This window comes from Flavobacterium anhuiense, from assembly GCF_004151235.1.
Taxonomy (GTDB): Bacteria; Bacteroidota; Bacteroidia; order Flavobacteriales; family Flavobacteriaceae; genus Flavobacterium; species Flavobacterium anhuiense_A.
Window position 1 is genome coordinate 327,072 of record NZ_JUIV01000002.1, and the last position, 22,402, is coordinate 349,473.

Consider the following 22,402-nt stretch of genomic DNA (forward strand, 5'->3'; position numbering starts at 1 on the left):
ATTTTTATGAAATTTTATGTTTTTTTGAAGCAAAAAACTGATTTTTTGAAAGAAGTGTTTTTGAAAACTAATTCAATGAATTTTTAAATTCTAATGGAGTAAGATTGGTTTTCTTTTTGAATAATTTGCTGAACGATTGCGGATACTCAAAACCTAATTGATAAGCAATTTCTGCTACCGAAAGATTGGTAGTAATCAAGAAATCTTTTGATTTTTCTATTAATTTTGAATGAATGTGCTGCTGCGCATTTAATCCAGTCAAATTGCGAAGCATGTCGCTAAGATAATGGCTCGAAACATTAATCTGTGAAGCCAGAAATTCTACTGTTGGCAATCCTCTTTTTAAGGTTTCTGAGTTGCTGATATAATTGTCTAAAGTTTCTTCAACTTTCAATAATAAATCGTGACTGATGGTTTTTCTGGTAATAAATTGGCGTTTGTAAAAACGATTGCTGTAGTTCAGCAAAACATCAATATAAGAAACAATCACATCTTGGCTCATTTCATCAATTGCGGTATTGAGTTCGTTGTCGATACTTTGTAATAATCCAATAATAATTGTTTTTTCACTGTCGGAAAGATGCAGTGCTTCATTGGTATCATAAGAAAAGAAGCCATATTTTTTGATGCTTTTTCCCAAAGGATAATTTCGAATAAAATCAGGATGAAATAAAAGTGTATAACCTCCATATTCAACGCCTTCTTCATTTTCAGTAAAAATTAACTGGGTTGGAGAAGCAAACATGAGTCCGCCTTCGTTGAAATCATAATAACCTTGACCGTAGCCCATTTTTCCTTTGGTAGAAAACTTATAAGAGATCTTATAAAAATCAAGCAAAAAGGCATGATTCGCTAAATCTTCATTGATGACCAACTTTGTATTGTCTACCAAACTCACCATCGGATGAAGTGGCTTTGGGAGTTGAAATAGATCATGAAACTGCGATATAGAAGAGATTTTTGCTGGATTATTGTTTTTCTTTTCCATGATATAAAAGTATGAAAATTTGAGAGACTAATACCGTTCGGCTTCTTGAAACCTGAACGGTATTAGTTTGAAATGAATTATTCTCCAAAAAATTGTTTGCCAAATTCAGAACGAAAAACTTCATCGCCTACTTCTAGTCTGTGTTTGTAAAATGCTTTTGCATCTTCACCGGCAACATATCTTAATTGATTTTTTCCGTCAGTTGCAGCTTCGTAAACAACATCGGCAATTTGTTCTGGAGTTGATGCCATTTCAAACATGGTGTCAACACTAGCAAACATTTTATCTACCATTGTCTGATATTCAGGTTTGGCACCAGTATCTAATGAGCCATGAAGAAATTCAGTTTTGATACCGCCAGGAGAAACCGTTTTAATATGTATTCCAAACGGATTCAATTCATAAGCCATACTTTCGCTCCAGCCTTCTAATCCCCATTTTGTTGCGTGATAGATTGATCCTAAAGGAAAAGCGATTAATCCGCCAATAGAAGTTGTAGAGATAAACAAACCGCTTTTTCTTTCTCTGAAATACGGTATAAAAGCATTTGTAACGCGAATTACTCCCAATAAATTTGTGTCCAATTGTTTGGTGATTTGAGAATCAGAAAGACTTTCCAAAGGGCCAATTAATCCATAGCCAGCATTATTAAAAACGATATCAATGTCACTGATTTCAAGCGCTTTTTTAACTGTGTTTTGAATTTGATCATAATTCGTAACGTCCAAAGGTAAAAGCGTTACATTTTTTAATTGAGAAAGTTCGGTTTCTTTTTCAGGAGTTCTCATCGTTGCGATTACGTTCCATCCTTTTTCGTGGAATAATTTTGCTGTTGCTTTTCCTAAACCTGATGATGCTCCTGTGATAAAAATTGTTTTCATGATTATTATTTTTAATTGTTATAATTTGATGAAGCAAAGTTCAGGATACACTGTAGTTTAAAAGTGTTCATTTTGGTGCAATGAGTATCCAAAATGAATAATTGAAGCTTTTTGGATTAAAAAACTTTGAGTGTAATTGTTTTTAAACACATAGAAACATAGTTTTCTTTGTCTACAAAGGCGTTTCACTCATTTTAAATAAACCCCGATAGCTATCGGGACTATGTGTGAAAATCTAGATTTTCTAAAATCTCTTTTTTACAGAACTAAAATCTATGTTTCTATGTGTTTAATTTTTTTGCGAATGGCAATCAACGAGTTCTAATTAACGTTTTTGTTAACAACTTTAGCTTCTTTATTTCCCTAAAAAAAGTGTAAATTTGAATTCCTCCGATTTTTCATTGCGTATTTTGCTATGTTTCATGTTGTCAATAATTTACAATGTGAAAGATATGAAATTTTGGACACGAGCGAAGCGAACTGGCGAAGCAATTTAAAATTTGACTTTTTACAACTCTATGTATTTAATATTCGATACCGAAACAACCGGATTACCAAAACGCTGGGACGCCCCAATTACCGATTCTGATAACTGGCCTCGCTGTATACAAATCGCTTGGCAATTGCATGACGAAATGGGACAGCTTGTCGAACATCAAGATTATTTGGTAAAACCAGAAGGATTTAACATTCCGTATGATGCCGAGCGTATTCACGGAATCTCGACTGAATTGGCGGAAGCCGATGGAATCACTTTGGCCGAAGTTTTAGAGAAATTCAATATTGCTTTAAGCAAAACCAAATTCATTGTTGGACAGAATTTAGGTTTCGACGTTAATATTATGGGAGCCGAATTCCATAGAATGGGAGTGGAATCTACTATGGCTTCAATTCCTGTTTTGGATACTTGTACAGAAGTTACCGCTTCATTATTACAGCTTCCAGGAGGGCGTGGAGGAAAATTCAAGCTTCCAACTTTGACCGAATTGCATGAATATTTATTCAGTGTACCTTTCGCGGAAGCGCACAACGCAACTGCAGACGTTGAGGCAACTACGCGTTGTTTCTTGGAATTGGTTAGAAGGGAAGTCTTCACGAAAGAAGAGCTTGACGTTCCTAAAGAATATTTCAAAGATTTTCAGGAAAGAAATCCAGAGCCGTTTAAGTTAATTGGCTTAAAACATATCAACTTAAAAGCGGCTTCTGATAAAATCAGAGAACAGCTTAAAGCTTTAGCTGGAGAAGGTCAGCAAACAATTGTTTCAGAAGAAGATAAAGCGGATTTCAAAGCTGCAAAATTTGCACATTTACACAATCATACACAGTTTTCGGTACTTCAATCGACTATCGGAATTGGAAATATTGTTGCGGCTGCAGCTAAAAACGGAATGCCGGCCGTTGCCATGACAGATACAGGAAACATGATGGGAGCTTTTCACTTTGTGAGCGCCGTTATGAACCACAATAAAGCGGCTTCCGGAAAAAATAAAGCTTTAGTAGAAGCGGGAGAAGAACCAACAGAAACTGAGGTAAAACCAATTGTTGGTTGCGAATTTAATATCTGCGAAAATCACTTAGATAAAAGCAAAAAAGACAACGGGTATCAGGTTGTTTTGATGGCTAAAAATAAAGCTGGATATCACAATTTGGCTAAAATGGCTTCGATTGCCTATACAGACGGATTTTATTATGTTCCAAGGATTGACCGTAACATTGTAGAGCAATACAAAGGCGACATCATGGTTTTGTCTGGGAATTTATACGGAGAGATTCCGAGTAAAATCTTGAATATTGGTGAAAATCAAGCTGAAGAAGCTTTAATTTGGTGGAAAGAACAATTCGGCGAAGATTTCTATCTTGAAGTGATGCGCCACAATCAGGAAGATGAAAATCGTGTCAACAAAACCCTGATTGAGTTTTCAAAAAAACACGATGTAAAGTTAATTGCGACCAACAATACTTATTATTTAAATAAAGAAGATGCCAATGCACACGACATTTTATTGTGTGTAAAAGACGGAGAAAAACAAGCGACGCCAATTGGACGTGGACGCGGATACCGTTACGGACTTCCAAATCAGGAATACTACTTCAAGTCGCAAGACGAGATGAAAAAGCTTTTTGCTGATTTGCCTGAAGCCATTATCAATATTCAGGAAATTATTGATAAGGTCGAAGGATATTCGCTTTATCGTGATGTATTGCTTCCGAAATTCGAAATTCCGGACGAATTTGTTGATCCTGAAGATGAAAAAGACAATGGCGTTCGTGGGGAAAATGCTTATTTGCGACATCTTACCATGGAAGGTGCCAAAAGACGTTATGGCGAAATCACCGAATCAATTCAGGAACGTCTAGATTTTGAGTTGATGACAATTTCAAACTCAGGATATCCGGGATATTTCTTGATTGTACAGGATTTCATCGCCGAGGCAAGAAAAATGGACGTTTCGGTAGGGCCTGGACGTGGTTCTGCAGCGGGTTCTGCCGTTGCATATTGTCTCGGAATTACCAATATCGACCCGATTAAATACGATTTGCTTTTTGAGCGTTTCCTAAATCCTGACCGTGTATCGATGCCCGATATTGATATTGACTTTGATGACGAGGGTCGTGGACGTGTAATGGAATACGTAATCAACAAATACGGTCAAAAACAGGTGGCACAGATTATCACGTATGGTAAAATGGCGACCAAATCGGCAATTCGTGATACAGCTCGTGTACTGGATTTGCCATTGTTTGAAGCCGATAGAATCGCAAAATTGATTCCGGGAATGATGCCGTCAAAATGGAATTTAGCGCGTTTTATTTCGGAGAGTGAAGAGGAGGTTAAAAAAGCCCTTCGTTCGGACGAATTTGACAATGTAAAAGAATTAATTGCCATTGCAAATGAAGATGATTTGGCAGGAGAAACCATTCAGCAGGCAAAAATCTTGGAAGGATCTATGCGTAACACGGGAATTCACGCCTGCGGGGTAATCATTACGCCGTCGGATATTACGAATTATGTTCCCGTAACAACCGCAAAAGATTCCGATTTATATGTAACGCAGTTTGACAACTCGGTTGCAGAAAGTGCTGGATTGCTGAAAATGGACTTCTTGGGTCTGAAGACCCTTACGCTGATAAAAGATACCGTAAAACTGGTAAAATATAGAACGGGAATTGAATTGAATCCAGATACTTTTCCAATCGATGATGAAGAAACGTATGCGCTTTTCCAAAGAGGTGAAACTGTTGGAATCTTCCAATACGAGTCGCCTGGGATGCAGAAATACATGAAAGACCTAAAGCCAACGGTTTTTGGAGATTTAATTGCCATGAACGCCTTATATCGTCCAGGACCTTTGGAGTATATCCCGTCTTTCGTTCGAAGAAAAAATGGCGATGAAGAAATCAAATACGACTTAGATGCCTGTGCGGAATATTTGTCTGAAACGTACGGAATTACCGTTTACCAAGAGCAGGTAATGCTTTTGTCTCAGTCTTTGGCAGGATTTACAAAGGGTGAGGCCGACGTCTTGCGTAAAGCGATGGGTAAGAAACAAAAAGACGTACTAGACAAAATGAAGCCGAAATTCGTTGAACAAGCTGCAGCAAAAGGACACGATGCCAAAATTTTGGAGAAAATCTGGAAAGACTGGGAAGCCTTTGCGAGTTACGCCTTCAATAAATCGCACTCGACTTGTTATGCTTGGATTGCATATCAAACGGCTTATTTAAAAGCGCATTATCCTGCCGAATATATGGCAGCGGTACTTTCCAATAACATGAACGATATCAAACAGGTTTCGTTCTTTATGGAGGAATGTAAACGTATGGGATTGCAGGTTTTAGGACCGTGCGTAAATGAGTCGTACTATAAATTTACAGTAAACGATGATTATGCGGTTCGTTTCGGAATGGGGGCTATTAAAGGCGTGGGAGCAGGAGCTGTAGAAACGATCGTAGAAAACAGAAAAGATGGGAGATATAAATCGATTTTTGATTTAGCGAAGCGAATTGACCTTCGCGCAGCTAACAAAAAAGCGATTGAGAACTTAGCATTGGCTGGAGGTTTTGATTCATTTGAAGGAACTACCAGAGCGCAGTATTTCCATGATGATGGTGACGGAATAACTTTCTACGAAAAAGCAATGCGCTACGGATCTAAGTTTCAGGAAAATGAAAACTCTTCACAAGTAAGTTTGTTTGGAGAAACCAGCGAAGTGCAAATCGCAGAGCCTGTTGTGCCACCTTGCGAAGACTGGAGTACAATGGAAAAATTGGCTAAAGAAAAAGAAGTTGTCGGAATCTATATTTCTGGACATCCGCTTGATGATTTTAGATTCGAAATGAAATATTTCTGTAATGCCCGTTTAGAAGCATTAAAAAGCATGAACGAGTATGTGGGGAAAAATCTAATGTTTGCTGGAATTATTAATAACGTCCAACATCGTGTAGCTAAAAACGGAAAAGGTTGGGCGGCTTTCAACTTAGAAGGTTATGATGAGAGTTATGAGTTTAAGATTTTTGGAGAAGAATATTTGAAATTCCGCCATTTCTTAATTCAGAACAATTTTGCTTTTATAAAAATATTGATTAAAGATGGATGGGTAAATCACGATACTGGTAAAAAATCGGATCCTAGAATGCAGTTTGTGGAGATTCGCCAATTGCAGGATATTTTGGAAGCTTTCGCTAAAAAACTAATTGTACTATTGAATATCAAAGATCTGCATCCGGAGTTTATTCATAAATTAAGTCATTTGTTTGCTGAAAATAAAGGAGAGAATTCAGTGACTTTTGAAATTATGGAATTAGAAAAAATAAAGCGTCTAGTTGAGGTAGAAACGCCAACCGATTTTGAAGCCGATGATGCCGTTTTTGAAGATGAGAATGAAAATGAAGATGCGGCACTCGAAAGTACAAAAGTGCAAGAGGTAAATGAAGTTGAAGAAATAAAAGTAGTAACCAAATTAACGATGCCTAGCCGCCGTGTGAAGGTTAGAATCTCAACTGAATTATTGCAAGAATTGGAGAAAATGCAGATTAATTTTAAATTGAACTAAAAAATTAACAGTTAAAATTTAAAAAGATGTTAGTTTTTTGTGTTAAAAATATGCATGCATAATACTTTTTTAGTAATATTGCGCCAAATTACAACGTTTTCGTTCCAAGTCTAACTTTACAAACTGTACGAATGTGTTAAAATATTCTATGTTTGTACTAATCAATAAATCAAAATTATGAAAAAGAACCTATTTTTATTAGGATTATTAGTTTGCTCAATGGCGACAGTGGCGCAGACAGAAAAAGCAGATAAGCCAGAAAGCTGGTATTTTAAATTAGGAGGGTCATATTTCAACCAAACTGCTTCAACTGAGTTTCCAACGGTTGGAGGAAATCCAGCTTTAGATAGAACATACGTTGGTGGAAAATTAGTTTCTGAGAAAAGTGTTACAGGTTCATTTGGGCAAGGTTTTAGAACTGGTTTAACTGCGGGATATCGTTTCTCTACACGTTTAGGAGTTGAGCTAGGAATAAACTACTATAATAGCAATGATAAGAAAATGGCACAAACTACTACAGATGCGATTTTTGTTTCTGGAGGAAAACCTGTTTACAATTTTAAATCGGTTGGTCAAATTACAGCGTTTGATCTTGCTCCGGCACTTGTAATGTTTTTAGGAGAAACTAATGGTTTTGAGCCATATACTAAAGTCGGTGTTCTAGTTCCAATTCATGGAGATTTAGAAATTACTACTGATGCAATTGTACCTACAGGTGTTGCGAATCCTGCAACTGCTGCTGTTCATAGTGTTGATAAAGTTAAGCCAAATCCAACTATTGGTTTTTCAGCTGCTTTAGGTACTTCTTATAAATTAGGAAAACATATTTCTGCATTTGCTGAATTGGAATATCGCAACTTTACCGTTCACGGGAAAACAAAAGAAACTACTGAGTTTAAAATGAATGGTCAAGATGCTTTAGGAAGTAGAACTACTGCTCAAATCCATACAAATTACAGAGACGGATTAGATGTGAATTCGAATAACGCAGCAACAAATCCAAATGGTGTTGATTCAACAAAACCAATGGACGAGTTAAGCTCATATGTTGGTATTTCTGGTTTAGGATTAACATTAGGTATCAAATACAGCCTATAATTTTTCCAATTTTTTTATAGTTTATAGTTTACAAAAAGAGGATATTCGAAAGAATATCCTCTTTTTTATGCTCATTTTTTGTCATTTCGATTTCTATGACAAACAGTGCGAACTATTTAGAATTCTCTCTAAACTCCTTCAAAACCTTATCAATAACCCAAGTGGTTCTTGCGCCAGAAGTTCCTTTAGACGGAGAAACCCCTTCATTTCCTAATAATTCAGAGACAACTGTTTCAATAAAAGGCTGTTGAATATGAAGCGGATTTTCAATTGTAATGGTTTCTTTTTCTCCATTAGCATATTGCATATGTAGAGGATCATTTCCAAAAGTAGAAAAAGAGATTTTACCTTTATCGCCTACAATTTCAGTATTGTCATAACGTTCGAAACTTGCAAAATTCCAAATGCCAGATCCATGAATTCCGTTTTCGAATAAAAAAGACATCGAAACAGCGTCTTCGGCTGGATAAGCCATTAATTGAGAAGTCGCATGTCCGCGAACTGATTTTATCGGACCTAAAACAAAATCTAAGAAATCTAAAGTGTGGCAAGCTAAATCAACAAAGATTCCGCCTCCTGAAATATGCGGTAAAACGGTCCAAGGAAGATTGATTTCGTCATCATAACGTGCTTCAAAAGGATGATACAAAACACAATTGACATGTCTTATAGTTCCAAGTTTTCCTTGATCGATAATTTCTTTTATTTTTAAAAAACGTGGTAAAGCTCTTCTATAATAAGCTACAAATAAAGGAACATTGTGTTCTTTACAAGCGCTGATCATTTCGTTGCATTCCTCAAAAGTCAAAGCCATTGGTTTTTCAACGTAAACAGGTTTTCCTGCTTTGGCACATAAAATTGTATATTCTTTATGAGAAGATGGCGGAGTAGCAATATAAATAGCATCAACTTCTGGATCATTTATTAAATCTTCAGCATTTGAATACCATTTCGGAACGTTATGACGTTTTGCGTAATCTTCAGCGAGAGCGGCATCTCTTCGCATTACTGCGACTAAAGCTGAGTTTGGAGCTTTCTGAAAAGCAGGTCCGCTTTTTACTTCGGTCACATTCCCGCAGCCAATAATTCCCCATTTTATAATTTCCATTGTGTAAGTTTTAGGTTTCTCAAATTTAAAAAAGGTTTGCCACGAATTGCACGAATTTCCACGAATTCTTTTTTTGCCACAGATTAAAAGGATTTGCACAGATTACTAAAGTAAGCGCATAGATATTAAAATCATTTTAATCTGTGGCAAAAAAACATATAGAATGTAATTTTTCACAATTTAAATTAGTGAAAATTCGAGTAATTAGTGGCAAAATAAAAAGCCACGATATTCAGAAAATAATTCGTGAATTCGTGGCTTAAAAAATTTCAGCTTAAAGTCTTACTTTTTCGGTAAGGCTTTAAAACCCATATTGTAAAGTGTGAAAGCTTGAATATCTACATTCTCTTGAATAGTAGCCGCAACAGATTTTCCTGCGCCATGTCCAGCTTTTACATCAATTCTAATTAAAACTGGGTTTTCTCCTGTTTGTTTTTCCTGCAATTCAGATGCGAATTTAAAACTGTGTGCAGGAACTACACGATCATCATGATCTCCAGTAGTAACCATTGTTGCTGGATAATGGGTTCCTTTTTTAACGTTATGAACAGGAGAATATCCTTTTAAATATTCGAACATTTCTTTGCTGTCTTGAGCAGTTCCATAATCGAAAGCCCATCCTGCACCTGCCGTAAACGCATTGTAACGAAGCATATCCATAACTCCAACTGCTGGTAAAGCCACTTTCATTAAGTCTGGACGCTGAGTCATAGTGGCACCAACCAATAATCCTCCGTTAGATCCTCCGCGAATAGCCAAATAATCAGATGAGGTATATTTTTGTGCAATTAAATACTCTGCAGCAGCGATAAAATCATCAAATACATTTTGTTTTTGGAGTTTTGTTCCTGCATCGTGCCATTTTTTTCCATACTCACCACCGCCTCTTAAGTTGGCCACTGCGTAAACTCCGCCGTTTTCCATCCAAACCGCATTGGCAATGCTGAAACTTGGCGTCAAACTAATATTGAATCCGCCGTAACCGTAAAGAATTGTCGGGTTTTTACCATCCAGTTTTGTTCCTTTTTTATACGTAATAATCATCGGAACTTTTGTACCATCCTTTGAAGTGTAGAAAACTTGTTTAGACTCGTAATCTTCGCTTTTAAAGTCTACTTTTGGTTTTTGGTACACTTCAGATTTACCAGATTTTGGCTCCAAAGAATAGATGCTTCCTGGAGTTGTATAATTGGTAAAGCTGTAGTATAAAATTTTATCTTCTTTTTTACCGCTAAATCCGCCAGCAGTTCCAACTGCAGGAAGTTTGATTTCGCGAACTAATTTTCCCTTGTAATCATATTGCTGTACAAATGAGACAGCATCTTTGGTATAATTGGCAAAGAAATAGCCGGCACCAGTTGAAGGCGATAAAATATCTTTGGTTTCTTTAATAAAATCTTTCCAATTTTCCGGTTTCGGATTTGCCGCATCAACCGTTACAATGCGTTTGTTTGGAGCATTAAAATCTGTTTCAATAAACAATTTGCTTCCTTGGTTGTCAATGATGCTATTGTCACTATCAAAGTTGTCAACGATTGTAACAATTGGGCTATTTGCTTTAGTTAGATCTTTAATGTATAATTCATTTCCATAAGTAGAATTTGCAGCTGTAATCACCAAATAACGATTGTCTTCGGTAACATATCCACCAACATATCTTCTTTTCTGGTCAGCTCCAAAAATTACTTTATCGTCTTTTTGAGAAGTTCCTAGTTTGTGGAAATATAATTTGTGCTGATCTGTTTTAGCAGATAATTCACTTCCTTTTGGCTTATCATAACTAGAGTAATAGAAACCTTCATTTCCGTGCCAAGAGATACCGCTAAATTTTATGTCAACCAAAGTATCTTCCAAAACTTTCTTAGAAAGCGCATCGATGATGATTACTTTTCTCCAGTCGCTTCCTCCTTCAGAAATGGCATAAGCAGCTTTGCTTCCATCTTCAGAAAAATCAAGTCCGCCAAGAGAAGTTGTTCCGTCTTTAGAAAAAGTATTTGGATCTAAGAAAATTTCTTCTTTTCCGCTTTCATCTTTTCTATAAACAACAGATTGATTTTGAAGACCGTTATTTTTAGAGTAATAAGTAAATTTTCCTTCTTTGAATGGAGCTCCAATTTTTTCGTAGTTCCAAAGTTTTTCCATTCTCTTTTTAAGTTCTTCACGAAACGGAATTTTATCTAAATAAGCGTAAGTAACTTCATTTTCAGCTTTTACCCAAGCGCCAGTTTCAGCAGATTTATCATCTTCTAACCAACGGTACGGATCGCTTACTTTGGTGTCAAAGTAAACATCAACAGTTTCTCCTTTTTTAGTTTGCGGATATTGCATTTTGCCTTGTCCAAACGAAATTCCTGCGGTTGTAATTGCCATTAATAAAAATGTTTTTTTCATAGTTAGTTTTTATCTGTTGTAACAAAAATAGCACTTTCTGTGAGATTGTTGTGTTATTAACCGCAAAGAACGCAATCCCGATAGCTATCGGGATTGCGTTCTTTGCGGTTAAGTAAAAATTATAAATTAAAGTTAACTCCCAAAACGATATTTCTTCCAATGTTTGGAATACCATCTGTTTTTAATCTAGAAAGGTGCGCAATATATTTTTTATCAAATAAATTGTTTCCGTTTAAGTTAATATCAAAAGCTGTTTTTCCTAGTTTAACGGTTCCGCCAAAACCTAAATTTACCAAAGTATAACCTTTAGAAGCTGTTTCGAAACCACTTACATTATCTTGATTGAAAGTTGAAGAAACATTAAGAGAAGCAAAACCTTCGCTCAACCAATTTTTGATATTAAATTCAGTTCTCAAAGTATTGTTCCAATTGTTTGCAGGAATTAGAGGCAAATAATCTTTGTTATCTTTTTTACCAGTAACCGTTTCAAAACTAGTTTCAAAATGTAACCAATCTAACGGATGCGGGTGAAAGTGCAAACCAACTTCACCTCCGTACAATTGAGCGTTATCTTGAACATAGGCAAAAACATCATTATCATCTCGAACTTCTCCAGTTGGCGAAGTATAGATATAATTGTTTACGTGATTGTAGAATCCGTTTACGAAAAATTCGAAGTGTGAATTTTTGTATTCTAAATTTAAATCGGTCTGAACGTTTTGTTCTGTTTTCAGATTTGCATTTCCAATTTCGTAACGATTTGTTCCTTCGTGAACACCGTTTGAAGTCAATTCAGCTAAGTTTGGCGCTCTAAATCCTGTAGCAACATTCAAACGGAAAGTTAAAGGTTCTGCAAACTTGGTTTTATACCCCAAAGAAGCATTAAAGCTGTCAAAAGATCGGTCTAAAGCTTGAAAATAGCCTTCTTCACCTTCAATTCCGTGAGCAATCGAAGTAATATTTCGGTTGTCAAAACGCAATCCTGCTTGAATAACGCTGTTGTCCCATTCGTAATTTGCAGTTCCAAAAACGCCGAAATCGTTCGTTGTGGCATCTGGAATTAAATATTCTTCACCAGAATTTTTGTTTGTTTGATGCATTCCCTGAACTCCCAAAATAGTTTCAATTTTTCCGAATTTTGGAAAATGATATTTAGCGTTATAATTGAAAGTATTCAATTTCATGTGAAGAGACGCTTCGTTGCTGTCTTCAAATTCGCTTCTGTCATTGGCGATGTAACCTAAATCAACATCCAGTTTTGAATTTTCAAAAAAGATAACATTGTTCAAACTCAATAAATGATTGAAAATTCCCTGTCTCGGAAACTGAGTGTCTTTACTTGAAGATTGTTCTGCAATTCCGTCTTCTGGAATTCCAATATCTAGTTTGTTGTAGTTGTATCTTAAAACGCTTGAGAAAGTTGAATTGCTGTAGCCGATTCCAGTCTTAAAATCTGTTTCGTTATAACGTGAATTGGTTACACGATCTCCACCAGAAATTTTGTAGTCAGAATGCGTGTTGTAGCTTCCTCTAGCCAAGAATTTCCAATTATCTGTAGAAGTTTTTAACCCAATAGAAGAATTGCTTCCTTGAGTATTAGTGAAATATTTTTGGCTGAAATTAGCTTTAAAATCGCCCGCATCGGCAAACTTTTCTGGATTAAAATATAAAACACCTCCCAAAGCATCAGAACCGTATAATAAAGAAGCAGGTCCTTTGATAACTTCAACACTTTCAATTCCTGCATCATTTAAACCTAAACCATGCTCGTCTCCAAACTGCTGATTTTCGATGCGAACACCTTGAGAATAAACCAAAACTCGATTGCCGCTTAATCCGCGAATCACAGGTTTTCCGATAGAAGTTCCCGTTGAAATCTGAGAAACTCCTGGAATTGTAGCTAAACCTTCAATCAAAGTTGAGGTTCCTTTTTGCTGTAATGTTTTAATGCTTTCGTGCTCAATTTTCATTACGTTCTGCGATTGCAATTTGTTGAAAGGAGTCGAAACCACAACTTCATCCATTTCTAAAATAGATTCTTCAAGAGTAATGTCTAAGGTATTTTGCTTAAGTAATTTTGCAATAGTTTTATTTTGATTGGCATATCCAACATAAGTAAAAGCAATGCGAAGACTTCCGTTTGGAAGATTATTCAATTCATATTTTCCATTTGCGTCTGTAGTGGTTCCTTTGTGTAATTCTGGAGCATAAACAGAAACTCCAGGCAATGGCTGATTTTGATTATCGGTTACAGTTCCCGAAACCGAATTTTGAGCAGTAAGTACGCCCGAAAACCCTAAAATTAGGGCAATTATAAATTTTTTCATTTGAAAATGATGCTATAGTTAAATGGAATTTTTTCTTCGAATGAAAACCAAAAACGTACAATAAAGCATTCTGATCCTAATTGATAAAAATAGGATTAGGAAACTCAATGTTTTTTGAATTTGAATTAAAAGAAATGTGATTTTTTTCGAATAATCGAAACTTAAGAAACTATAGCGGCAGGCGGCCCTCGTAAGAAATACGAAGTGTTTGAGATTGAAAAAATCTTCTCTGAAAATGGGAAGAAATAAGGCGTTTCTTTATCAAATGAATGAAACTCAAAAGAGAAATTTTGCGGAAGAATAAAAGATTCAAAAGCAAAATGGCAAACAAAACAAACGTCATAATCATGATGCTGATGCGTTATTTCGCCACTCGGATCATTGTAATTATGATGGCACTGTTTTTCTGAAAGCTGTTTTACAATATGCTCATAACTGTGTATCGACTGAAACAATATCGAGAACAATATTGTTACAGCAAAAGATAAACTTAATATGAGCTGCTTTCTTTTCATGCTCTGCAAAGGTATAAAAGATAAAAACAAAATTGATTAATTTTTTGTTTCAACGAATGGAATTATTGAAAATAATGCAGCAATTAATTTTATTCGCAGTCAAAACGAGAATATTTTTACTTCTTATCTTTACTACAGAAAGCATTATATTATATTTGTAAGTGAAATAAATAAGCGTAGAAGTGCGTTTATTTGTAATCATCTCTTTTAAAACTAAAATTACGATATGCGAATTATTTTTGGCTGCTTATTTTTGCTCACTTTTTTTAACTCTTTTGCGCAAGAAGACGTTAAGCCTGAGATAAAACCAGTTGTAAAAATAGATTCTCTATATCGAGAAGATCAGTTTTATTTTTCGGTTACCTATAATATGTTTACCGATATTCCAATCGATTTTAAACAAAACAAGTTTTCTCTTGGACTTTCGGGAGGTTTTTTGCGCGATATGCCCGTTAATAAATCCAGAACTGTTGCAATTGCGGCAGGTTTAGGTTTGAGTTATCAAAATTATTACCAGAATCTTACTATTTCTGAAGACGGCTCGGGATCTATAATATATGGGGTTAACAGTTACGGAGAATTTGTTTCCAATCGTTATAGGCAATATTCTGTAGATCTTCCAATCGAATTTAGATGGCGTAATTCGACTTACGAAAGCACTAAATTCTGGCGTATTTATGGTGGAGTAAAACTGAGTTATGTTTTTTCGAATGCTTCTACTCTTAATGATGGTGAGAAAACATATAAAATCAAGAATAACGCAGACATTAATAAATTTCAGTATGGCCCTTACATTTCGGCAGGGTACAATACATGGAACCTTTATGTGTATTATAGCTTAAGCCCTTTGTTTAAGTCAGCGACCACTTTGAATGGCGAAAAAATTAATATGAAAACCTTAAATGCAGGACTGATTTTTTATATTTTATAACCACAGATATAAAAATAAAAGTTGCGGCATTATTCCAATAAATAATCCAATTAATATTTCCCTAGAAGTATGAGCATTCATTTCTAAACGGGAAGAAGCTACAATTCCCGACAATAAAATAAGCAAAGCTGGCCAATACGGATTATGCAACTGAAGATGAATGTTTAGTCCGATAACAAAAATCGTTAAACCTGAAATAGCAACCATGTGCAAACTCGCTTTTGTTTTAAATAACACGCATACTAATGCCAAAATAGTGCTAAATAAAGCAGCAAGGAAGAAGAAATGAAGCTCTGGGTAACGAGTGATTATGATGCTTCTTTTTACCAATAGAATATATAAAAAACATTGCAAGATGAGCGGAATGGTTCGTTCTGATGTCTGGCTCAGCATTATCGATTTTACATGTCCAGTCGATTTTAGAAGTAAATAAAATAAAACAGGGACGACTATATTAATTACTAAAATCTGAATTAAAACAAAATACTTTTCGTTCGTACTGAAAACATCATCTTTGTAAAATAAGTAAAACAAAGTGGCATATAGCGATATAAAAATCGGATGTAAAATATAGGAGAAGAGTGGAAGTAATTTTTTCAAAACATGCAAATTTGTGGTCTAAAAACAAATATACTCAATAAATGTTTTCTGCCGCGAATTACACTAATTCATACGAATTATTTTTTTGCTGCAGATTTCAGAATTAAAATCAGCGATAATCTTTTAATCTGTGACTAATTTTTTTAGTGTTTCATGCAGATTCTGCAGATTTAAGCCAATTTAATTAATAAAAAAAAACTGCATGCATCTTTTTAAATCTGCACGACATTAATTTGTGAAAATTTGGGAAATTAGTGGCAAACCTTTTTTTAAATTTGAAAAAAAGAAATTTCTAAATGAGCATAAATATAAAAAGCCTGCTTTCAGTATTAAACGCCAAATGGACTGGCTCAAATGCTGATGTTTTAATCGATCATATTTCAATTGATAGCCGTTCACTTCAAAACGGATCTAAAACATTATTCTTTGCTCTGGCCGGTGTTAACAACGATGCTCATTCCTTTATTCCCGATTTAATAGAAAATGACGTTCAGAATTTTGTTGTTCAATATATTCCAGAGGGTTATGCTGATAAAGCTAATTTTTTGGTGGTAGAAAATACGCTTCTTGCACTTCAGGAACTTGCCGCGTATTACAGAAGTCTTTTCCATTTCCCAGTTATTGGGTTAACAGGTAGCAACGGTAAAACAATTGTAAAAGAATGGCTTAATTTCTTGTTGAGCCCTGACTATAATATTATTAGAAGTCCAAAAAGCTATAATTCTCAAGTTGGAGTTCCGCTTTCTGTAATTGGGATTAATGAAAAACATAATTTAGGCATTTTCGAAGCTGGAATTTCGACAGTTAACGAAATGGTTCACCTTGAAAAAATAATCAAACCAACAATAGGCGTGCTTACCAATATCGGAAGTGCACATGATGAAGGGTTTTTGAATTTAGTGCAGAAGATCGACGAAAAATTGCTTTTGTTTAAAGACTGTCCGATAATCATCTATCAAAAAACAGATGTTGTAGAATCGTGCCTGACTCAGTTTGCTGCAGAATATATGGTGCATCCTCGAAAACTTTTTTCATGGAGTTTTACAGATAAAAATGCAGATGTTTTTATTGAAAAAAGAGAGCATAAAAACGATCACACTTTCATACAATATCAATTCAAAAATGAAACTTTCAATTTAGAAATTCCGTTTAACGATTCGGCTTCTATAGAAAATACGATTTCATGTCTATTGGTTTTACTGCATTTTGATTATGATCAGGAAACGATTCAGAATCGAATTCAGATGCTGTATCCAGTTCGAATGCGTTTGGAAGTAAAAAACGGAATAAACAATTGCAGTATTATTGATGACAGTTACAGTTCGGATTTTCAGTCTCTTAAAATTGCTTTGGATTTCTTAGAAAGCCAAAAGAAAAAAGGCGCTTCAAAAACCGTTATTTTATCAGATATTTTTCAGAGCGGCTTTACAAATGAAGAATTATATTCTAAAGTTGCCCAGTTAATTTCAGACAATAAAATAAACCGTATAATTGGGATCGGACCAACGATTTCTTCATTTGCAGCTAAGTTCCCAAACAGTATCATGTTTGAAAATACAGCCAATTTTATTGCAGCAATCGATAATTTTAATTTTCATAATGAAACGATTTTGATAAAAGGAGCAAGATCTTTTCAATTTGAAGAAATTGTTTCGCTTCTGGAGGAGAAAACGCACGAAACAGTTTTAGAAATTAATCTAGATGCCATTAGCCATAATTTTAATTACTATAAATCAAAACTGGCGCCAGGTGTCAAAATGATGGTTATGGTAAAAGCATTTGGTTATGGGAATGGAGGTTTAGAAATTGCTAAACTTTTGGAACATCATAAAGTTGATTATTTGGGCGTGGCTTTCGCCGATGAAGGAATATCGTTAAAAAACGGTGGTATAAAAGTGCCAATTATGGTTTTGAATCCAGAATCGACGAGTTTTCCATCTATGATTCAGTATCAGCTAGAACCTGAAATTTATAGTTTGAAAGGACTGAATGCCTTTTTGAAAATTGCCCGAGAAAAAAACTTAAAAGATTATCCGATTCATATCAAGATGGATACGGGAATGCATCGTTTAGGTTTTGAAAACAATACAATCGATGAACTGATTGCGACTTTAAAAGGCAATTCGACAGTTCGTGTTCAGAGTATTTTATCGCATTTGGCGACAAGCGATGATCCGAAACATTTTGATTTTGTGAGACAGCAGATTGCTTTGTTCGAAAAACTGTCTTCAAAATTAATGTCAGAGTTAAACATTAATCCAATCCGACATACTTTGAATACTTCAGGAATTAGTAATTTTCCTGATTCGCAATATAATATGGTTCGTTTAGGAATTGGATTATACGGAGTTTCAAATGATCCTGCAGAACAAAAATATTTAGAGAATGTTGGAACTCTGAAATCTATAATTTCTCAAATCAGAACAATTCCTGCAGGCGATAGCGTAGGTTACGGACGTCGTTTTATGGCCGATGCAACAACCAAAATTGCTACAATTCCGATTGGTTATGCAGATGGAATTTCAAGATTATGGGGCAATGAAGTAGGTTATGTAACAATCAAAAATCAGAAAGCCAAAATCGTTGGAAGTGTCTGCATGGATATGCTGATGGTCAATGTAAGCCATATTGATTGCAAAGAAGGAGATTCGGTAATTATTTTTGGCGAAAGTCCAACAGTAATAGAGATGGCAGTGGCCTTAAAAACAATTCCGTATGAGATAATGACGAGTATTTCGCAACGTGTTAAGAGGGTATTTTTTAGATAACATTAAGAATTTTCAATAAAAATGCGTATTTTCGATATTGCTTAATTATAAATATAAACAGATACGATATGGGATTTTTTTCAGAATTTAAGGAATTTGCAATGAAAGGCAACGTGGTTGACCTGGCTGTCGGGGTGATCATTGGAGCTGCTTTTGGTAAAATTGTCAGCTCATTTATTGAAGATGTAATCACGCCATTGCTGTTGAAACCAGCTTTAGATGCTGCACATTTATCGACTATTGAACAATTAACTGCTTTTGGAGGTGTAAAGTACGGAGTATTTATATCCGCAGTAATTAATTTTATAATTGTGGCTTTTGTTTTGTTTCTGATAATTAAGGCTATGAATCACGCGAAAAAGAAAGATGTTGCACCGCCGCCTCCAGCTGGACCAACTCAAGAAGAATTATTGACACAGATTAGAGATTTATTGAAAAATAAATAAAAATATAATACCGCTACACTAAGTCTAATTTAACCGCCTTCTAAAGAGGCGGTTTTTTTACAAAATGTTTATTTTGTAACAATTTGTTATTTTTTGTGAATCGCCTTGTGGAGACTTTTATTATACTTACTTTTGCGTAACAAATTAGATTAATTGATTATTTAAAAATATAAAAATGAGAATTGCAGTTGTAGGCGCTACTGGAATGGTAGGCGAAGTAATGCTTAAAGTTTTAGCAGAAAGAAATTTTCCTGTTACAGAATTAATTCCTGTTGCATCAGAAAGATCAGTTGGAAAAGAAATTGAATACAAAGGAACCAAATATAAAGTAGTAGGATTGCAAACAGCTGTTGATATGAAAGCTGATATTGCTGTTTTCTCTGCTGGAGGAGATACTTCATTAGAATGGGCGCCAAAATTTGCTGCTGCTGGAACAACTGTTATCGACAACTCTTCTGCATGGAGAATGGATCCTACTAAAAAATTGGTAGTTCCAGAAATCAATGCTGATATTTTAACTAAAGAAGATAAAATTATTGCAAACCCAAACTGCTCTACTATTCAAATGGTAATGACTTTGGCTCCTTTGCATAAAAAATACAACATTAAAAGAATCATTGTTTCTACTTACCAATCTATCACAGGAACTGGTGTTAAAGCGGTAAAACAATTAGAAAACGAATACGCAGGAATTCAAGGTGATATGGCTTACAAATATCCAATTCATAGAAATGCAATTCCACATTGTGATAGTTTTGAAGAAAACGGGTACACTAAAGAAGAAATGAAATTAGTTCGCGAAACTCAAAAAATCTTAGGCGATAATACTATTAGAGTTACAGCTACTGCTGTTCGTGTACCAGTTGTTGGAGGTCATAGCGAAGCGGTAAACGTTGAGTTTACAAATGATTTTAATGTAAATGAAGTTCGTGAAATCTTACATAATACTGATGGAGTAGTGGTACAAGATAATTTAGATACATTTACTTACCCAATGCCATTGTATGCAGAAGGTAAAAATGATGTTTTTGTAGGAAGAATTCGTCGTGACGAAAGCCAGCCAAATACATTAAACATGTGGATTGTTGCTGATAACTTAAGAAAAGGAGCGGCAACAAACACAATCCAAATCGCTGAATACTTAATTAAAGCAGGTTTGGTATAATTGAGAGATTAATTAAAATTGTTATAAAGAGAAAACCGTAATTACAGGAATGTAATTACGGTTTTTTTGATTTTAGAAGAAGAAAATTATTTCTTTTTTGTCCATTCTTGTCCACAAATAGTTCCAATTTTTTGAACTAAATCTCCATTTTCAGGTTTTTCAAGATCGGCAGGACTAATATTTTTTTCCTTAAATTTTGTAATAGCACAATCTGCGATATAAGTAGCAGCATCGCTTTTTACTCCATTTTTTATAAAAAATTGTTTTAGGATTACTTTATACGTTTCTTCATTTTTTGGGTTCCAAGAAGTTTCTCTTTTTCGAGTTGCAGAACTTGAATTATTTTTTGACATCCATTCTATGCTACATTCTTTACCAAGTTGTTTTATCATTATGACAATTCCAGGCTTTTTAGAATCTAAAGGATTAATTCCTTTTGTTTTCATTTTTTCAACGGTGCATTCTGAAATATAATCTACCTGTTCGTCTGATAATATTCCTTTTCCTTGTCTCATCATCCCTTCTTTTAAACCCTCTTTGTACTCTTTTTCAAATTCTGGTGTCCATTCATTTTTCTTTTTACATGAAAATAATGAAACGGCAATTAATGCAATAGTGATGTAATTTAAAAATTTGTTCATTTTTTATAATTTTATTAATTTTCCTAGATTTGAAATTAGAAATCCGGGCTTTTAATTTTTTTGCAAATGTATTTTGAAGTCTTTTTTTAAATTTCCAGTAAAAGTCAAATTACTAATACGATAAGATTTTTATTAGAGGTTTTAAAACTATTTTTTCTCGATTTTTTGTGAACAGCTAACCGATATTGATAATAATTTTCCAGCATTTTTAGAATCTCGAACAGCTTTAGGTTTTAGATTTTGTTCTTTCATTTTTGAAATTGAACATTCTGCAAATTTTAAAGCATCTTCGTCTTTAATTCCTTTTTGCGTTAAACTGTTTTTCAAATTTTTCATGAAATAAGCTTCGATTTTTGGATTCCAGTTTTCCCATAAATCTTCTGTAGGAACACTTTCGTTGTCTGTAACTTGATTTTCAGATTTGGTAGGTTTCGCAATTTTTGATTGAGTTTCTTTATCATAGACTGTGTTGTCTTTATTTCCACAAGCGAATATTGTAAATAAAAATAGTAAACTAAAGCAGTATTTTGTCTTATTCATTTTAATTCAAAATTTATTAGACAAAATTAATTTTAGGACTTTTATTTAATGCTCTCTAAAAGATATTAGAATATCATGATAAGACATTTTTAAAATTGACTTAATGTGATAGTTTTAAGTCTTATAATGGCTATTTGAATTTTTATGTTGAATTAGTTTTGATGCATTATTCAAAATCTTTGATATGAAGTTTTATATTTCAATTTTTGTTATGTTTTTCAACTTAACCAATTCGCAAAATTTGAGTGGAGTTTGGAAAGGCGAATTATCTGATTCTAGAGGCAATGTATGGATTGATGATTTTGAAATGCAAATTTTGCAAACAAAATCATCTTTAAACGCTTTGGTTGTATATAAGTATAAAAGTGATGGAGTAATAAAGACAGCCAAAATAATAGCCGTTCAAAGCGATAATTTTGCACATAATTCTGATTGTGGATGTGTTATTATGCCTGGTGCAATTTTCGAAAATATAAAGTATTCTTCAAAAGATATACGATTTACAGAAAACAAACATATATGGTGTAATATGTCAGAGAACCATAAGTATTGCAACTACATAAATTATAATCTTAAATGGTCGAAAAAAGGAAATGACGAATTTCTAACAGGTAAGTTTTTTCCAATTACTAATTATCAAAGAATTGAAGGTATTGTTAAACTTAAAAAAATAGGTGCAATTAATTCCTCTCAAAGTTTTTTTATAAAGAGAAACACATTACAGAAGATTCCATCTATAGTAGCTAAGCCACAAATTGTAAAATATGAAAGATCAAATTTGGCATTGCGAAATGTATATCTCCAAGATAAAAAAGAAATTCCGGTTGTTATTAAAACCAGAAAAAATGAAAAATTAAAAACTATTAAAGTCAATAGCAAACAAGTTGAAATAAGTATTTAAGATTATGGTCAGATAGATCACGATATCATTTCTGTCTATGTTGATAAA

General features: G+C 34.3%; 16 protein-coding genes. 7 read left to right on the forward strand and 9 right to left on the reverse strand.

Annotation, left to right across the window (positions count from 1 at the left end):
• Positions 1–67: 67 nt before the first annotated feature.
• The gene (locus tag NU08_RS04280; protein WP_129746010.1) at positions 68–988 is read right to left on the reverse strand and encodes a helix-turn-helix domain-containing protein; all 921 of its coding nucleotides are present in this window, start codon (positions 986–988) and stop codon (positions 68–70) included.
• Positions 989–1,065: 77 nt separating this feature from the next.
• A complete protein-coding gene (locus tag NU08_RS04285) occupies positions 1,066–1,869 on the reverse strand; it encodes an SDR family oxidoreductase (RefSeq protein ID WP_129746011.1) in 804 nt (267 codons plus the stop codon).
• Between the two features lie 518 nt (positions 1,870–2,387).
• On the opposite strand from NU08_RS04285, the gene dnaE reads away from it, so the two are divergent.
• Together dnaE and NU08_RS04295 are read left to right on the forward strand one after the other, a co-directional pair.
• Entirely contained in the window at positions 2,388–6,923 is a 4,536-nt protein-coding gene (gene dnaE / locus NU08_RS04290) for a DNA polymerase III subunit alpha (protein ID WP_129746012.1), read from the forward strand.
• Positions 6,924–7,100: 177 nt separating this feature from the next.
• Entirely contained in the window at positions 7,101–8,021 is a 921-nt protein-coding gene (locus tag NU08_RS04295; protein WP_129746013.1) for an outer membrane beta-barrel protein, read from the forward strand.
• Between the two features lie 112 nt (positions 8,022–8,133).
• Here the strand turns inward: NU08_RS04295 and NU08_RS04300 are convergent, their stop codons facing one another.
• The 4 genes from NU08_RS04300 to NU08_RS04315 all read right to left on the reverse strand — a co-directional run bounded on the left by NU08_RS04300 (position 8,134) and on the right by NU08_RS04315 (position 14,362).
• The gene (locus NU08_RS04300; RefSeq protein ID WP_129746014.1) at positions 8,134–9,129 is read right to left on the reverse strand and encodes a Gfo/Idh/MocA family protein; all 996 of its coding nucleotides are present in this window, start codon (positions 9,127–9,129) and stop codon (positions 8,134–8,136) included.
• A gap of 282 nt (positions 9,130–9,411) precedes the next feature.
• Positions 9,412–11,520 carry a prolyl oligopeptidase family serine peptidase gene (locus NU08_RS04305; protein WP_129746015.1) on the reverse strand — a complete coding sequence of 703 codons (2,109 nt, stop codon included), beginning with the start codon at positions 11,518–11,520 and terminating at the stop codon, positions 9,412–9,414.
• A 119-nt stretch (positions 11,521–11,639) separates the two neighbouring features.
• On the reverse strand, positions 11,640–13,847 hold the full coding sequence (locus NU08_RS04310) for a TonB-dependent receptor (protein WP_129746016.1): 2,208 nt from the start codon (positions 13,845–13,847) through the stop codon (positions 11,640–11,642).
• A gap of 161 nt (positions 13,848–14,008) precedes the next feature.
• Complete coding sequence (locus NU08_RS04315) at positions 14,009–14,362, reverse strand: hypothetical protein (RefSeq protein ID WP_165352407.1); 354 nt, start codon at positions 14,360–14,362, stop codon at positions 14,009–14,011.
• A 226-nt stretch (positions 14,363–14,588) separates the two neighbouring features.
• Here NU08_RS04315 and NU08_RS04320 point away from each other — a divergent pair, with 226 nt between their 5' ends.
• The gene (locus NU08_RS04320; RefSeq protein WP_129746017.1) at positions 14,589–15,293 is read left to right on the forward strand and encodes a porin family protein; all 705 of its coding nucleotides are present in this window, start codon (positions 14,589–14,591) and stop codon (positions 15,291–15,293) included.
• On the opposite strand, the gene NU08_RS04325 is transcribed toward NU08_RS04320, so the two are convergent.
• Positions 15,288–15,893, reverse strand: coding sequence for a hypothetical protein (locus NU08_RS04325; RefSeq protein ID WP_242502479.1), 606 nt, complete (start codon positions 15,891–15,893; stop codon positions 15,288–15,290). The genes NU08_RS04320 and NU08_RS04325 overlap by 6 nt on opposite strands.
• Before the next feature lie 296 nt (positions 15,894–16,189).
• On the opposite strand from NU08_RS04325, the gene NU08_RS04330 reads away from it, so the two are divergent.
• The 3 genes from NU08_RS04330 to NU08_RS04340 all read left to right on the forward strand — a co-directional run bounded on the left by NU08_RS04330 (position 16,190) and on the right by NU08_RS04340 (position 20,272).
• Complete coding sequence (locus tag NU08_RS04330; RefSeq protein WP_129746018.1) at positions 16,190–18,661, forward strand: bifunctional UDP-N-acetylmuramoyl-tripeptide:D-alanyl-D-alanine ligase/alanine racemase; 2,472 nt, start codon at positions 16,190–16,192, stop codon at positions 18,659–18,661.
• 68 nt (positions 18,662–18,729) lie between these two features.
• Positions 18,730–19,107: a large conductance mechanosensitive channel protein MscL gene (gene mscL / locus NU08_RS04335; RefSeq protein ID WP_111286112.1), complete on the forward strand. Its 378-nt coding sequence runs from the start codon at positions 18,730–18,732 to the stop codon at positions 19,105–19,107.
• 175 nt (positions 19,108–19,282) lie between these two features.
• The gene (locus NU08_RS04340; protein WP_129746019.1) at positions 19,283–20,272 is read left to right on the forward strand and encodes an aspartate-semialdehyde dehydrogenase; all 990 of its coding nucleotides are present in this window, start codon (positions 19,283–19,285) and stop codon (positions 20,270–20,272) included.
• An 86-nt stretch (positions 20,273–20,358) separates the two neighbouring features.
• Here the strand turns inward: NU08_RS04340 and NU08_RS04345 are convergent, their stop codons facing one another.
• Both NU08_RS04345 and NU08_RS04350 read right to left on the reverse strand, forming a co-directional pair.
• A complete protein-coding gene (locus tag NU08_RS04345) occupies positions 20,359–20,913 on the reverse strand; it encodes a hypothetical protein (RefSeq protein ID WP_129746020.1) in 555 nt (184 codons plus the stop codon).
• Positions 20,914–21,060: 147 nt separating this feature from the next.
• Positions 21,061–21,453 carry a hypothetical protein gene (locus NU08_RS04350; RefSeq protein ID WP_129746021.1) on the reverse strand — a complete coding sequence of 131 codons (393 nt, stop codon included), beginning with the start codon at positions 21,451–21,453 and terminating at the stop codon, positions 21,061–21,063.
• 184 nt (positions 21,454–21,637) lie between these two features.
• On the opposite strand from NU08_RS04350, the gene NU08_RS04355 reads away from it, so the two are divergent.
• Positions 21,638–22,354, forward strand: a complete 717-nt coding sequence (locus tag NU08_RS04355) for a hypothetical protein (protein ID WP_129746022.1) — start codon at positions 21,638–21,640, stop codon at positions 22,352–22,354.
• Positions 22,355–22,402: the final 48 nt, after the last annotated feature.